The sequence below is a fragment of the Stenotrophomonas sp. 169 genome (assembly GCF_014621775.1).
GTDB lineage: Bacteria > Pseudomonadota > Gammaproteobacteria > Xanthomonadales > Xanthomonadaceae > Stenotrophomonas.
On sequence record NZ_CP061204.1, the window covers coordinates 4,082,495 to 4,097,500 of the forward strand.

Consider the following 15,006-nt stretch of genomic DNA (forward strand, 5'->3'; position numbering starts at 1 on the left):
TGATACTGCACTGCGCCCCGCTGTGGTGGCGCGTGTTTACAGCTGTGCGAGCGATGCCACCGCATCGAACCGGTCCGCAAGCCGCTTCAGCAGGGCCAGGCGGTTGCCCCGCACCGCCAGATCATCGGCATTGACCATCACCTGGTCGAAGAAGGCATCCACCTGCGGCCGCAGGCGTGCCAAGCGCTCCAGCACGCGGATGTAGTCCTTCTGCTGCAGGCTCGCACCGGTATCGTCGATGGCGGCGGCGACGGCTTCGGCCAGCGCGCGTTCGGCATCTTCCTGCAACAGCGCGGGATCGATCTGGCCGGGAATGTCGATGTCGGCCTTGCGCAGGATGTTGCCGATGCGCTTGTTGGCTGCAGCGAGCGCCGGGGCTTCCGGCAGCGACGCAAACGTGCCGATCGCGTCAATGCGACGATCAAAGTCGTACAGCGATGCCGGTTTCAGCTCGGCCACGGCGTTGAAATGCGCGGCGGGCACGCCCTTGTCCGCGTAGTAGCCGCGCAGGCGCTCAAGGATGAAGTCGTACAGTTCACCGATATCGGCCTGCACGTTGCGCGGGGCCAGGGCGGCGTTGGCCTGCGTCAGCAGCGCGCGCAGGTCCAGCTCGAACCCGCTTTCGATGATGGTACGGGCCATGCCGAGCGCGTTGCGGCGCAGGGCGAAGGGGTCCTTGTTGCCGGTCGGCTTCAGGCCCGCGGCAAAGCCACCGGCCAGGGTATCCAGCCGCTCCGCGATGGCCAGTACCTTGCCCAGTGCGGACAACGCGATGTCGTCGCCACCGAACCGCGGCTGGTAGGCCTCGTCGATGGCCAACGCGACGTCGGGCGACTCGCCGCCCGTCACCGCATAATGCCGGCCTGCGATGCCCTGCAGCTCCGGGAACTCATTGACCATGCGCGACTGCAGATCGTTCTTGGCCAGCTGCGCCGCACGCTTTGCCAGGATCGGTTCGGCACCGACCTGCGGCGCGATGGCTTCGGCGAGCGCGACGACGCGTGCGACCTTGTCCGCCACACTGCCAAGCTTGGCCTGGTAGGTCACGGTCTTCAGGCCGTCACCCATGGATTCCAGCCCCTGCTTCAGGTCTTCGTCGAAGAAGAACTTGGCATCGGCGAAACGCGGACGGATCACCCGCTCATAGCCCTTGGCGACTTCGGCCACGTCCTTGGACTCGATGTTGGCGATGCCGATGAACTTCTCGGTCAGCTTGCCGCCATCGTCCAGCACGGGGAAGAACTTCTGGTTGATCTCCATCGTCTCGATCAGCGCTTCCTGCGGTACCGCCAGGAACGCGCGCTCGAAGCTGCACAGCACGGCCGACGGCCACTCCACCAGGTTGACCACCTGGCCGAGGTTGTCATCGGTGATGCGGGCGCTGCCACCCGCTTCGGCGGCTGCCGCCTGCACCTGGGCGACGATGCGCTCACGACGCTCCTGCGGGTCCACGAGCACGAAGGCCGAACGCAGCGATTCCACGTAATCCTGCGGCTGCGTCAGCCACACGGTCTTGTCGTGGTGGAAACGGTGGCCGCGGCTCATGCGGTCTGCCTTCAGGCCGAACAGCTCGGCGTCGACGATGTCCGCACCGTGCAACAGCACCAGCCAGTGCACCGGGCGGGCGAAGCCCCATGCATGGTCGCCCCAGCGCATCGGCTTGGGGATGGGCATGGCCGCTATGGCCTCGCGCAGCACCTCCGGCAGCAGCTCGGCGGTACGCGCGCCCGGCTTCACCGCGCGGTGGACGAAGCGCTCACCCTTGGCGTCGCTGGTCTTTTCCAGCGCGGTCCAATCGATGCCCGCCTTGGCGGCAAATCCCTGCAGGGCCTTGGTCGGCTGGCCGTGTGCGTCCAGTGCGATGTTCAGGTACGGGCCCAGCACCTCGCTGCGCTGTTCGGGCTGCTCGGTGCCCACGCCCGGCAACAGCACGGCCAGCCGGCGCGGGGTCGACAGGGGGCGTGCATCGCCGAGGTCGAGCTCGACGCCGCGCTTGCGCAGGCCGTCGACGATGCCGTCGAAGAAGGCCTGCGCCAGGCCCGGCAGGGCCTTGACCGGCAGTTCTTCAGTGCCCAGTTCGATCAGCAGGGGAGACAGATGGCTCATCGGTTCAATCCAGTTGGGGGCGCAGCGCGCGACGCGGCCAGCGCCCGTGTGTTCGGGAAGATACGGGGCTCAGGCCTGCGCTTTCGCGCCGGGGAAGCCCAGCTTTTCGCGCTGCTCGTAATAGGCCTGGGCCACGCCCTGGGCCAGCGCGCGCACCCGCAGGATGTAGCGCTGGCGCTCGGTCACGCTGATCGCTCGGCGTGCATCGAGCAGGTTGAAGGCGTGGCTGGCCTTGGTCACCTGTTCATAGGCAGGCAGCGGCAGGCCCAGTTCGACCAGCTTCTTCGCCTCGCGCTCGCAGGCATCGAAGCGGTGGAACATTTCTTCCACGTCGGCGTGTTCGAAGTTGTACGTGCTCTGTTCCACTTCGTTCTGGTGGTAGACATCGCCGTAGGTCACCGGCGTGCCATCCGGACCGTAGGTCCACACCAGGTCGTAGACGTTGTCGCAGTTCTGCAGGTACATGCACAAGCGCTCGAGACCGTAGGTGATCTCGCCCAGCACCGGCCGGCACTCCAGCCCACCGGCCTGCTGGAAGTAGGTGAACTGGGTCACCTCCATGCCGTTGAGCCACACTTCCCAGCCCAGGCCCCAGGCGCCGAGGGTCGGCGATTCCCAGTTGTCCTCGACGAAGCGCAGGTCATGCACCAGCGGGTCGATGCCCAGCGCCTTCAACGAATCCAGATACAGCTGCTGGATGTTGTCGGGCGCCGGCTTCATCGCCACCTGGTACTGGTAATAGCGCTGCAGACGATTGGGGTTCTCGCCGTAACGGCCGTCGGTGGGACGGCGCGAGGGCTGCACGTACGCGGCATTCCAGGTTTCCGGACCGATCGCACGCAGGAAGGTCGCCGGATGGAACGTACCGGCGCCCACTTCCAGGTCGAGCGGCTGGATCAGCACGCAGCCCTGCTGCGCCCAGAACTGGTTGAGGGTCTGGATCAGACCCTGGAAGGTGATCGGAACGGTCGTGGTCGCGGACATGCGGACGATTCTTGGCCTGCGAAAGGGGTGCGCTAGTATAACGAGCGACCACCGCCGGGCGCTGGACGCCGTCAGGCCCCCGGCGGCGGCGGTTTTCAACGCAACAGGCGGTCCACAAGGAACCTGGTCGATGGAGCAGCACCCGAACATGTCCTCCCCCGGCAGTGCCTTGCCATTGCCACAGGGCCGTCTGGTGTTCGAACAGGTGGCCGCGGCACTGGTCGCCGATGGCCTGATCGCGCCACAGGACCTGGATCGTGTCCGCTTCTCCGCGCAGGGTGCCAAGAACGCCAGCGACGTGCATCCGCTGGTGCTGCTGGCCAACCTGAAGCTGTCGGCCACGGGCGGCGGCGAGCTGGGACTGGAGCGGCTCACCGATTGGCTGGCCAAGCGCACCGGTACCCGCTACCTGCGCATCGACCCGACGCGGGTGGACGTGGCCAGCGTGACCTCGCTGGTATCGCATGCCTATGCACGCCGGCACCGCTTCCTGCCGCTGGCGGTGGACAGCGAGCGGGTACTGGTGGGCACCAGCGAGCCGCTGGCACAGGAATGGCGCCGCGACCTGCAGCATCTCAGCCGTCGCACCATCGAACTGGCCGTAGTCAATCCGCTGGACCTGCATCGCTACACGATGGAGTTCTATGGCGTCACCCGCTCGGTGCGGGGGGCGCGTGGCGACGTCCGTTCGGAAACCAGCAGCACCCTGCCCAGCTTCGAGCAGTTGGTGGAACTGGGGCGTGCCGGCGACGTCAATGCCGACGACCAGCACATCGTGCACATCGTCGACTGGTTGCTGCAGTACGCCTACGAACAGCGCGCATCGGACATCCACCTGGAGCCACGCCGGGACATGGGGCGCATGCGCTTCCGGATCGACGGCGTGCTGCACAAAGTGTTCGAGGTTCCGCCCGCGGTGATGACCGCTGTGGTCAGCCGGATCAAGGTGCTGGGCCGGATGGACCTGGGCGAGCGCAGGCGGCCGCAGGATGGCCGCATCAAGACCCGCTCCCCCGGCGGGCGTGAGGTGGAAATGCGTATTTCCACCATGCCCACGGCGTTCGGCGAAAAGTGCGTGATGCGCATCTTCGACCCGGATGCGGCGTTCAAGAGCATCGACCAGCTGGGCTTCAGTCCGCAGGAAGCCGCCGGCTGGAACACGCTCGTCGAGCAGCCACACGGCATCGTGCTGGTGACCGGCCCCACCGGCTCCGGCAAGACGACCACGCTGTATTCCACGCTGAAGCGCCTGGCTACGCCGGACGTCAACGTGTGCACCGTGGAAGATCCGATCGAGATGATCGCCCCCGAGTTCAACCAGATGCAGGTGCAGACCAACATCGACCTGGATTTCGCCAGCGGCGTGCGCACCCTGCTGCGGCAGGATCCGGACATCATCATGATCGGCGAAATCCGCGATCTGGAAACCGCGCAGATGGCGGTGCAGGCCTCGCTCACCGGCCACCTGGTGCTGTCCACGCTGCATACCAACGACGCGCCCTCGGCGATCACCCGCCTGCTCGATCTGGGGGTGCCGCATTACCTGCTGGCCTCCACCCTCAACGGCATCCTCGCCCAACGCCTGGTGCGGACGCTGTGCCCCCACTGCAAGGTGCCGCAGGTGCTCGAAGCCGCCGATTGGGCGGTGCTGGCTGATGGCCAGATGGCATATCCAGATGCCGCAACGCCGTACCGTCCGGTCGGTTGCCTGGAGTGCCGACGCACCGGTTTCCTCGGCCGGATCGGGCTGTATGAGTTGCTGCCATTGGGTTCGCGGCTGCGTGGACGGATCCGCGCCGACATGGATCTGGCCGCTTTTTCGCGTGAAGCGCGCGGTGCCGGACTACGCACCCTGCGTCAGGCAGGCCTTGAAAAGGTGGCCCTGGGGCTGACTACAATCGAGGAAGTCCTGTCTGTCGTCCCTGCCGCCGATGAATCCACTGCCCTTCCTGATCATTGAGACCGGCCGCCCCCTGGCGGCGCTGCGTCGCTATGGGCGCTTTCCGCACTGGATCCGCGTCGCCGCCGGTCTGGAACAACACGAGACGCGGGTAGTCGACGCCGAGCACGGTGATGCGCTGCCGGATGTGCGCGACTACGCCGGTGTGCTGGTGACCGGGTCGGCCGCCTACGTCACCGACCGCGCCGAATGGAGCGAGCGCAGTGCGACGTGGCTGCGGCATGCCGTCCACGGCGGGACCCCGGTGTTCGGCATCTGCTACGGGCACCAGTTGCTGGCGCATGCGCTCGGGGGCGAAGTGGACTACAACCCGGCCGGGCGCGAATCCGGCACCATCGAACTGTCCCTGGATCCGGCGGCCGGCGACGATCCGCTGTTTTCCGGGCTGCCTGCGTGCTTCCCGGCGCACGCCACGCACATGCAGACGGTGCTGCGCGCCCCCGATGGGGCCGCCGTGCTGGCCCGCTCCAAGCTGGATGCCTGCCATGCCTTCCGCTGGGGCGACAGCGCGTGGGGCGTGCAGTTCCATCCCGAGTTCGCCACCCACCACATGCGCGGCTACGTCCGCGCCCGCGCGCAATGCATCACCCAGCACGGTGGCTGCGCACGCAGCATCGAGCGCGCGGTCAGTGCCGCACCGCTGGCGCGTCAGCTGTTGCGCCGTTTCGTGCGCCAGGCCCGCCACGCTTCAGGTCACGCCGTCATAAAACAGGGATAATCGGCTGACGCAGGGCGATGCCCTGCACCTCCCCCTGTATTTCGGATTCGTATGAGCGAGATTCGCAAGCTTCCGGCATCCGCCGGTGCGGAATGGCTGATGTCCGGCTTCACCCTGCTGCGCAAGGCGCCGGTGGGCTTGGGCACGCTGGGCGTGATCTGGGCGCTGGCTGCCCTGTTGGTAACGGCGCTGGCGACGATGGTGCCGGTGCTCGCGCTGCCGGCGCAGCTGGTGATGGCGCTGGCTGGCCCGTTGATTTTCGGTGGCCTGGTCTGGGCGGTACGCGAGGTCGACCAGGGTCGGCCGGCGCTGCCCGCGCACCTGCTGCAGGGCCTGCACGAGGGTCGCGCGCCGCAGCTGCTGGTGTCGCTGCTGCCCCAGCTGGTGGCCGGGCTGGTGCTCGGCATCCTGCTGCTGCTGCTCATCGGCAGCTCGGGGCTGGGCCAGCTGAGCGAGGTGATGACCAAGCTCAACGAGCTCAGCCAGTCCGGCGGCCAGCCGAGTCCGGCGGAAATGGAGGCCTTGGCCGCCAGCCTGCCGGCGGGGAGGATCCTGCTGTGGCTGCTGTGCGTGCTGGTGGTGTTCATCGGCGTCGCATTGGCCCTGTTCACGCTGTCGCCGCAGGTGATGTTCGAGCACCGCAACGGTCTGCAGGCACTGCGCCTGAGCCTGCGCGCCTGCGCGCACAACCTGCTGCCGATGCTGGTGTTCTTCCTGCTCGCCTTCGTGGCGGTGTTCGCCGTGTATTTCCTGGTGATGATCGTGGCGATGATCGCCCAGCTGGTCGGCGGCGCGATGCTGGCGCTGTTCGCAGCCCAGCTGCTGCTGATGGGCGTGGTGATGCCGGTGTTCGCCGGTGCCGTCTACAGCGCGTGGAAGCAGATGTTCGGGACGGAAGGCGAGCCGCCGGCGTTGCCCGACAGCGGCCCCACCAACGTATTCCACGCCTGATATCCCATTGCTGGATTTGATGGACCGTGCGCTCGCCGAGCGTGGCTCGGCGCTACACCTGCCCGGTAGCGCCGCGCCACGTCCGGCGGGCGCAGCGGATCAGTTGCTGGTCTGCTTGGTGCTGGACGGTACCAGCCATCGCGACGCATGGATGCCCAGCTCGTAGAGCAGGCACATCGGAATCGCCAGCATCAGCTGCGACACCACGTCGGGGGGAGTCAGGATGGCGGCCAGGACGAAGATGCCAACCACCGCATAGCCGCGGCCTTCCTTGAACTGCGCCGGGCTCACCCATCCCAGCAACACCAGGATCACCATCGCCACCGGCAGTTCGAAGCTGCCACCGAAGGCGAAGAAGATGGCCAGCACGAAATCCAGGTAGGCGTTCGCGTCCGGCGTAATGGCGATCACGTCCGGTCGGAATGTGGTGAGGAAGTGGAACACCGCCGGCAGCACGAGGAAGTAGGCGAACGCGCAACCGATGTAGAACAGCAGCACCGACGAGGCGAGGATGGGGACGGCCAGTCGTTTTTCGCGTGCGTACAGACCGGGGGCAACGAACGCCCACAGCTGATACAGCAGCCACGGCATCGCCACGAACAGGGCGACAAAGAAGGTCAGTTTCAACGGGGCGAAGAAGGCACCGGCCGGGTTGATGGCGATCATCGACTGCCCATTGGGCAGCTGGGAGATCAGCGGCTCAGCGACGTAGGTGTAGAGCGTGCGCGAGAACGGCAACAGGCCCAGCAGCACCACACCCAGCCCCAGCAGCGCCCGTACCAGACGCGCACGCAACTCCACCAGGTGTTCCACCAGCGAACTCTCGCCGAACTCATGCTCGCTCATGGCGTGCTCTCCGGACGTCGTGCATCACCGGTAACGTCGTTGGGATCGGGGCGGGCAGGCGAGGCGACGGCGGGCCCATCGGTCACCCGGGCCGGATCAGGATTGATCGCAGCGTCCGCCTCCGGCATCGCCGGAGGTACGGATTGCGCAGCCGTACTCAAGGTTTCACTCAGCTTCTCGGTGCTGTGGATCTCGTCGGCGAGCGTGCGGCCCTGCGCATCCACGTCCTGCACGTGTCGGCGTGCAGCTTCGCCACTGGCACGCAGCTCGCTCTCGGTATCCTGCATCGACTGGCGCACGTCCTGCATCTGCCGCTTGATGTCTTCAGCCTGCAGCTCGCGCTCGAGCTCCTGCTTCACCGAATCCCACTGATTGCGCGCACGGCGCACCCACAGCCCGGCAAAACGCGCCGCTTTCGGCAACCGCTCGGGGCCAAGCACCACCAATGCCACGATCGCAATGACCAGCAGCTCGCTGAAACCAATATCAAACACCGCTCCGCCTCCGGATCAACGCGGGTCGCGGTCGCGCTCGTCCTGCACTGTGCTGCTGCGCGAGGCATCCTGACGCGACTCATCACCCAGCTGCGCGCCGGGCTTGTCTTCGTCGCGCATGCCCTTCTTGAATTCCTTGACCGCCGAGCCGAGGTCCTTGGCGCCGCTGGTCAGCCGTTTGGTGCCAAACACCAACAGGACCACGGCCAGCACGATCAACCAGTGCCAAATGCTGAAACTGCCCATGACATGCTCGCAATTGTTTTTCAGTAATCAGGACCCCGAGCATAGCGCACCGACCGGGGGCCGGTGCGCATGCTGGAAGTCAGTTGCCGTCGAGCGACTCCGTACGGATCTCGCCTTCGGTCACCGGCTGGAAGCCCTGCTGCGGCGGCGGCGCGGCAGGAACGTTCTGCATCGGCACGGTGGTCGCTTCCGCCGCTGGCGGTGGCGTTACCTGGGGTGCGGTCTGCACCGCCGGTGCGGCACTGCGCGGTGCGGGCGGAGTCGCACTGGTGCCGCGGTTGTTGCGTGCTGAATAGGTCGCTTCTTCAAGGCGATCCCTGAATGCCACCACGTCCATCGAAGGCGCGCCGGCAGCACGCCCTTCGAAGATCATCCGCGGCGTCGTGCCACTGCCGTAGGCGTCAAGGTTGGCAGCATCGTCGATCTGCAGGACCGCACCGTCCAACGCGACGCCGGCGAACAGACCGCGCGCACGCGACCACGACCAGATCTCTGCCTTCAGCTGACCATCGGTCGCGGCGGCCGCATTGCGGCCCACCGGACCGGCCGCGATTCCGGCGTCGGCACCAAGGGTAAACTTGCCATTGACCAGATTCTCCAGGCTGCGGTCGTTGCGGAACACAAGCACCACGTCAGACGACTGCACACCTGCCTGGAAGCCGATGCTGCCGCCGGTCAGTTTGATGAAGACCGGATTGGACCAGCTGCCATCCGGCGATTTGACCGACATCAGGCCATGGCCGCGACGACCACCGATCACCAGACCCGCCTTGATGGTGTCAGGAATGACGATGACCGCGCGGCCCTCATCCAGGAGCTTGTCCGGGATGCCCTGCTCGGGCATGCCCTGGATCTCGGCCAGCACGCGCACCGCGTTGCGGGCACGCTGGTCTTCCTGGGGTCCGGCCAGCGCAGCCTGGCTGGTCAACAGCAGGCCGGCGGTCACCAGCAGAGTAAGGCGAAAACGAGGCATGTCGGACTCCGTATCAGTTCACGAAGAAGATATAGCAAGTTGTTGAAACTAGGCGCCCGGAAATGAATCTGTTCTGAGCAGGGTCGGTCTCCGATTCAGCTCGTTGATTGCAGTCCGAGAGCAGTCTCATCCCTCCCGCAGACCGTATAGGCGACAATAGCTGATGCTCGACGCTCCCGATTCCGCCGTGCTTGCGGTCAACCTAGGCACCCCCGAAGCGCCCACCGCGCCTGCGGTCCGGCGTTACCTCGCTGAATTCCTGTCAGACCGACGCGTGGTCGCGATCCCGGGCATTTTCTGGAAGCCCTTGCTGTACGGGGTCATCCTTCCCTTGCGCGGCCCCCGTTCGGCGGAAAAATATGCACAGGTCTGGCTGAAAGACGGCTCCCCGCTGATGGTGCACACGCGAAACCTCGCGCTCTCCATGCAGCAGCTGATGCCGGGGCGCCGCGTTCGGCATGCGATGCGCTATGGGTCCCCTGCGCTGGGTGCTGAACTGGACGCCGCCAAGGCAGCCGGTATCCGCCGTGTGACCGTCCTTCCGTTGTACCCGCAGTATTCGACCACCACCACGGCCTCGGTCGAGGACCTGGTGGACGCATGGCGCCGCCGCAATCCGGACGTGCAGGTCACGCTGATCAAGGAGTATCCGGTCCACCCCGCGTGGGTGGCTGCGGTAGCCGGGTCCATCCGTCAGTGGTGGCAGCAGAACGGGCGTGGGCAGATGCTGATGTTCTCGTTCCATGGCATCCCGCAACGCGTCGCCAATGCGGGGGATCCGTATCCCCGTCAGTGCGAGGCAAGCGCGGCCGCCATCGCCGAGGCGCTGGGCTTGTCTGCAGACGAATGGCAGATGGGCTATCAGTCGCGGTTCGGCAGCGAAAAATGGCTGCAGCCGTATGCCGAACCGAGCCTGTGGGCGCTCGCCGAGCGTGGCGTGAAACAGATCGACGTCGTCTGCCCGGGCTTCGCCACCGATTGCCTGGAGACGCTGGAGGAAGTGGCGCTGGGATTCGGCCGTACCTTGGCCGAACGTGGCGCCGAGATGCGCTACATTCCCTGCCTCAACGATGACCCCGCGCACGCTGCGGCCTTGGCAGAGCTGGCGGAGGACACCTTGCGGTGAGCCTGGAGCCGTTTACCCTCGACCTTGGCGGTCAGACGGCGAGCGGCCTGCGTCGAACGGGCGAGGGGACGCGCGTACTGGCGCTGCATGGCTGGCTGGACAATGCGGCCAGCTTCGTCCCGCTGCTTGATCATCTGCCAGGACGGGACATTGCCCTTCTGGACCTGCCCGGACACGGGCACAGCAGCCACCTGCCCCAGGGTGCCAGCTACACCACACCGGCGGCGATCTGCCATGTGCTGGATGTGGCCGATGCGTTGGGCTGGGACACGTTTACGCTGCTCGGTCACTCCATGGGGGCCGGGATCGCGAGCCTCACGGCAGCCGTTTCCGAGCGCGTCGAGCGACTGATTGCGATCGAGGCGCTGGGTGGCCTGCGCGGACCGGAGGAAGAAACCGCCCAACGGCTGCGCGATCACGTCCAGGCCAGTCGCCATGGCAGCGGCCGCCCACTCCGCGTGTTTCCCACGATGGCGGCCCCCATCCGCGCCCGGATGATGGCCAACCAGCTGAGCGAAGCCAACGCCCGCCTTCTGGTGGAACGGGGCGTACGCGAGGTGCCGGGGGGCTATAGCTGGCGCAGTGATCAGCGCTTGATGCTGCCGACCGCGCTACGACTTACCGAAGGCCAGATCGACAACCTGCTGCAGGCGATTGCCTGCCCCGTGCAGGTGATCTATGCCACGCCGGCGCAATCCTATTATCCAGAGCCTCTGCGCAGTGAGCGACTGAAGCACCTGCGGCAAGGCCAACTGGCCCTGCTGCCCGGCACGCATCACGTGCACATGGAGCGACCGGCGGATGTCGCCGCGATCATCTCCGCCTTCCTGGGTTGAAGCTCCGGTTTCCGGTCGCGCCAAACCATTATGGGTAGCGCCGAGCCACGCTCGGCGAGCGCAGCGGCAGGCCGCTGACGGCCAGCGGCCGTCACTATCATTTCGCGCATAAAAAAAACCCCGTTGCGTAAGCAACGGGGTTTCGGGGTATAAACCCTGGCGATGACCTACTCTCGCATGGCTTGAGCCACACTACCATCGGCGCAGCTACGTTTCACTTCCGAGTTCGGGATGGGATCGGGTGGTTCCATAGCGCTAATTTCACCAGGGAGGCGTTTGGAGTGTCGCCGCGGGTCGTCGCATCTTTGCAGGGAGCGGGGCACGTTAGTGCCCTGCTTTACAAAGAGACGCGCCTACAGCGCCTGCCTCTCGTTTGGTCTTGTGACGTAGCGTGCACTTGGATCTATCGACATGTCATGTCGGCCAAGGCAACTTGAGGTTATATGGTCAAGCCTCACGGATCATTAGTATCAGTTAGCTCAATACATTGCTGTACTTACACACCTGACCTATCAACCACATAGTCTATATGGTTCCTTCAGGGGGCTTGTGCCCCGGGAGATCTCATCTTGAGGCGCGCTTCCCGCTTAGATGCTTTCAGCGGTTATCGCTTCCGAACATAGCTACCCGGCAATGCCACTGGCGTGACAACCGGAACACCAGAGGTTCGTCCACTCCGGTCCTCTCGTACTAGGAGCAGCCCCTCTCAAATCTCCAACGCCCATGGCAGATAGGGACCGAACTGTCTCACGACGTTCTGAACCCAGCTCGCGTACCACTTTAAATGGCGAACAGCCATACCCTTGGGACCGACTACAGCCCCAGGATGTGATGAGCCGACATCGAGGTGCCAAACACCGCCGTCGATATGAACTCTTGGGCGGTATCAGCCTGTTATCCCCGGAGTACCTTTTATCCGTTGAGCGATGGCCCTTCCATACAGAACCACCGGATCACTAAGTCCTAGTTTCCTACCTGCTTGATCCGTCGATCTTGCAGTCAAGCACGCTTATGCCTTTGCACACAGTGCGCGATGTCCGACCGCGCTGAGCGTACCTTCGAGCTCCTCCGTTACTCTTTAGGAGGAGACCGCCCCAGTCAAACTACCCACCATACACGGTCCCTGATCCGGATTACGGACCTAGGTTAGAACGTCAAGCACGACAGGGTGGTATTTCAAGGTTGGCTCCACTGCAGCTAGCGCCACAGTTTCATAGCCTCCCACCTATCCTACACAGACGAACTCAACGTTCAGTGTAAAGCTATAGTAAAGGTTCACGGGGTCTTTCCGTCTTGCCACGGGAACGCTGCATCTTCACAGCGATTTCAATTTCACTGAGTCTCGGGTGGAGACAGCGCCGCTGTCGTTACGCCATTCGTGCAGGTCGGAACTTACCCGACAAGGAATTTCGCTACCTTAGGACCGTTATAGTTACGGCCGCCGTTTACTGGGGCTTCGATCAAGAGCTTCGCCTTGCGGCTGACCCCATCAATTAACCTTCCAGCACCGGGCAGGCGTCACACCCTATACGTCCACTTTCGTGTTTGCAGAGTGCTGTGTTTTTGATAAACAGTCGCAGCGGCCTGGTTACTGCGACCCTCTTCAGCTATAGCTCGCATGAGCCACCAAAAAGGGTGCACCTTCTCCCGAAGTTACGGTGCCATGTTGCCTAGTTCCTTCACCCGAGTTCTCTCAAGCGCCTGAGAATTCTCATCCTACCCACCTGTGTCGGTTTACGGTACGGTCTGCGTAAGCTGAAGCTTAGGAGCTTTTCCTGGAAGCGTGGTATCAGCGACTTCGTCTTAAAGACTCGTCTCGGTGCTCGGTCTTAAAGGATCCCGGATTTGCCAAAGATCCAAACCTACCGCCTTTCCCCAGGACAACCAACGCCTGGTACGCCTAACCTTCTCCGTCCCTCCATCGCACTTACGCGAGGTGCAGGAATATTAACCTGCTTCCCATCGACTACGACTTTCGTCCTCGCCTTAGGGGCCGACTCACCCTGCGCCGATTAACGTTGCGCAAGGAAACCTTGGGCTTTCGGCGTGCGGGTTTTTCACCCGCATTATCGTTACTCATGTCAGCATTCGCACTTCCGATACCTCCAGCGGACTTCTCAATCCACCTTCAACGGCTTACGGAACGCTCCTCTACCGCGTACAACCCTGAAGGTTGCACACCCCAAGCTTCGGTTCACTGCTTAGCCCCGTTAAATCTTCCCCGCAGACCGACTCGACCAGTGAGCTATTACGCTTTCTTTAAAGGGTGGCTGCTTCTAAGCCAACCTCCTGGCTGTCTGTGCCTTTCCACATGGTTTTCCACTTAGCAGTGAATTTGGGACCTTAGCTGTGGGTCTGGGTTGTTTCCCTTTTCACGACGGACGTTAGCACCCGCCGTGTGTCTCCCATACAGTCCGTCTCGGTATTCGGAGTTTGCAATGGTTTGGTAAGTCGCGATGACCCCCTAGCCATAACAGTGCTCTACCCCCGAGAGGATACATATGAGGCGCTACCTAAATAGCTTTCGAGGAGAACCAGCTATCTCCGGGTTCGATTAGCTTTTCACTCCTAATCACAGCTCATCCCCGTCTTTTGCAACAGACGTGGGTTCGGGCCTCCAGTACCTGTTACGGCACCTTCACCCTGGCCATGACTAGATCACCCGGTTTCGGGTCTACTGCCCGCGACTATGCGCCCTTATCAGACTCGGTTTCCCTTCGCCTCCCCTATACGGTTAAGCTTGCCACGAACAGTAAGTCGCTGACCCATTATACAAAAGGTACGCAGTCACCCCTTGCGAGGCTCCTACTGCTTGTACGCACACGGTTTCAGGATCTATTTCACTCCCCTCTCCGGGGTTCTTTTCGCCTTTCCCTCACGGTACTGGTTCACTATCGGTCGGTCAGTAGTATTTAGCCTTGGAGGATGGTCCCCCCATGTTCAGACAGGGTTTCACGTGCCCCGCCCTACTCGTCTTCACTGAAATGGCCCTTTCAGATACAGGGCTATCACCTTCTATGGCCAGTCTTTCCAGACTGTTTTCCTAGAACCAAATCAGCTTAAGGGCTAGTCCGCGTTCGCTCGTCGCTACTTACGGAATCTCGGTTGATTTCTTTTCCTCTGGTTACTTAGATATTTCAGTTCACCAGGTTCGCTTCCAGCAGCTATGTATTCACTGCAGGATACCCGCAAGCGGGTGGGTTTCCCCATTCGGACATTACCGGATCAAAGCTTGTTGCCAGCTCCCCGATACTTTTCGCAGGCTGCCACGTCCTTCATCGCCTCTGACCGCCAAGGCATCCACCGTGTGCGCTTATTCGCTTGACCATATAACCGCAAGTTGCCTTGGGTTACATATATGACCTGGGGGTACAAAGCCCAGATACGAACTATAACGACTCAATTAATAAGAAGACATTTAAGTCTTCCGCCTTAGCCTCACGACACGTCAAGATAGATATCTCAAACGCTCGCTACGTCACAAGTTTTAAAAGAACATGTACCGGCCACAGTGCCGATCCATATAAATTAGTAAGTATGCTATGTCATTCAGAGAGTGGTGGGTCTGGGTAGACTCGAACTACCGACCTCACCCTTATCAGGGGTGCGCTCTAACCACCTGAGCTACAGACCCAAATGCGTCGACTCAAACCATGGTGGAGCCTGTCGGGATCGAACCGACGACCCCCTGCTTGCAAAGCAGGTGCTCTCCCAGCTGAGCTAAGGCCCCGATAATGGGACACCTCAAACCGTTTCCGGCTTGAAT

The 15,006-nt window shown here is 63.2% G+C and carries 11 protein-coding genes, 2 tRNA genes and 2 rRNA genes; 5 read left to right on the plus strand and 10 right to left on the minus strand.

Annotation, left to right across the window (positions count from 1 at the left end):
- Positions 1 to 36: 36 nt before the first annotated feature.
- Together glyS and glyQ are read right to left on the minus strand one after the other, a co-directional pair.
- On the minus strand, positions 37 to 2,106 hold the full coding sequence (gene glyS / locus ICJ04_RS17865; protein ID WP_188325492.1) for a glycine--tRNA ligase subunit beta: 2,070 nt from the start codon (positions 2,104 to 2,106) through the stop codon (positions 37 to 39).
- A 69-nt stretch (positions 2,107 to 2,175) separates the two neighbouring features.
- Positions 2,176 to 3,090, minus strand: coding sequence for a glycine--tRNA ligase subunit alpha (glyQ, locus tag ICJ04_RS17870; protein WP_188325493.1), 915 nt, complete (start codon positions 3,088 to 3,090; stop codon positions 2,176 to 2,178).
- Between the two features lie 148 nt (positions 3,091 to 3,238).
- On the opposite strand from glyQ, the gene ICJ04_RS17875 reads away from it, so the two are divergent.
- The 3 genes from ICJ04_RS17875 to ICJ04_RS17885 are packed head-to-tail and all read left to right on the plus strand — an operon-like array spanning position 3,239 to position 6,719.
- Positions 3,239 to 5,050, plus strand: a complete 1,812-nt coding sequence (locus ICJ04_RS17875) for a GspE/PulE family protein (RefSeq protein WP_223202937.1) — start codon at positions 3,239 to 3,241, stop codon at positions 5,048 to 5,050.
- Entirely contained in the window at positions 5,022 to 5,768 is a 747-nt protein-coding gene (locus ICJ04_RS17880; protein WP_188325495.1) for a glutamine amidotransferase, read from the plus strand. Before ICJ04_RS17875 ends, ICJ04_RS17880 begins: the two co-directional genes overlap by 29 nt.
- 51 nt (positions 5,769 to 5,819) lie before the next feature.
- Positions 5,820 to 6,719, plus strand: coding sequence for a BPSS1780 family membrane protein (locus ICJ04_RS17885; protein ID WP_188325496.1), 900 nt, complete (start codon positions 5,820 to 5,822; stop codon positions 6,717 to 6,719).
- A 99-nt stretch (positions 6,720 to 6,818) separates the two neighbouring features.
- On the opposite strand, the gene tatC is transcribed toward ICJ04_RS17885, so the two are convergent.
- From tatC to ICJ04_RS17905, 4 genes are all read right to left on the minus strand, one after another.
- Positions 6,819 to 7,565 (minus strand): twin-arginine translocase subunit TatC, encoded by a 747-nt coding sequence (gene tatC, locus ICJ04_RS17890; protein ID WP_188325497.1) that lies wholly within the window; start codon positions 7,563 to 7,565, stop codon positions 6,819 to 6,821.
- The gene (gene tatB / locus ICJ04_RS18440) at positions 7,562 to 8,059 is read right to left on the minus strand and encodes a Sec-independent protein translocase protein TatB (RefSeq protein ID WP_223202938.1); all 498 of its coding nucleotides are present in this window, start codon (positions 8,057 to 8,059) and stop codon (positions 7,562 to 7,564) included. The genes tatC and tatB overlap by 4 nt, the downstream gene beginning before the upstream one ends.
- A 15-nt stretch (positions 8,060 to 8,074) precedes the next feature.
- Positions 8,075 to 8,305, minus strand: coding sequence for a Sec-independent protein translocase subunit TatA (tatA, locus tag ICJ04_RS17900; protein ID WP_188325498.1), 231 nt, complete (start codon positions 8,303 to 8,305; stop codon positions 8,075 to 8,077).
- 79 nt (positions 8,306 to 8,384) lie between these two features.
- Complete coding sequence (locus ICJ04_RS17905) at positions 8,385 to 9,278, minus strand: YSC84-related protein (RefSeq protein WP_188325499.1); 894 nt, start codon at positions 9,276 to 9,278, stop codon at positions 8,385 to 8,387.
- Between the two features lie 163 nt (positions 9,279 to 9,441).
- Here ICJ04_RS17905 and hemH point away from each other — a divergent pair, with 163 nt between their 5' ends.
- Both hemH and ICJ04_RS17915 read left to right on the plus strand, forming a co-directional pair.
- Entirely contained in the window at positions 9,442 to 10,404 is a 963-nt protein-coding gene (gene hemH / locus ICJ04_RS17910) for a ferrochelatase (protein ID WP_188325500.1), read from the plus strand.
- A 47-nt stretch (positions 10,405 to 10,451) separates the two neighbouring features.
- Positions 10,452 to 11,240 (plus strand): alpha/beta hydrolase, encoded by a 789-nt coding sequence (locus tag ICJ04_RS17915; RefSeq protein ID WP_223203093.1) that lies wholly within the window; start codon positions 10,452 to 10,454, stop codon positions 11,238 to 11,240.
- Between the two features lie 154 nt (positions 11,241 to 11,394).
- Here ICJ04_RS17915 and rrf read toward each other — a convergent pair.
- From rrf to ICJ04_RS17935, 4 genes are all read right to left on the minus strand, one after another.
- Positions 11,395 to 11,509, minus strand: a 5S ribosomal RNA gene (gene rrf, locus ICJ04_RS17920).
- A gap of 174 nt (positions 11,510 to 11,683) precedes the next feature.
- Positions 11,684 to 14,567, minus strand: a 23S ribosomal RNA gene (locus ICJ04_RS17925).
- 230 nt (positions 14,568 to 14,797) lie between these two features.
- Positions 14,798 to 14,874 (minus strand) — tRNA-Ile (locus ICJ04_RS17930).
- A gap of 20 nt (positions 14,875 to 14,894) precedes the next feature.
- Positions 14,895 to 14,970: transfer RNA gene (locus tag ICJ04_RS17935), tRNA-Ala, on the minus strand.
- Between the last annotated feature and the right edge of the window lie 36 nt (positions 14,971 to 15,006).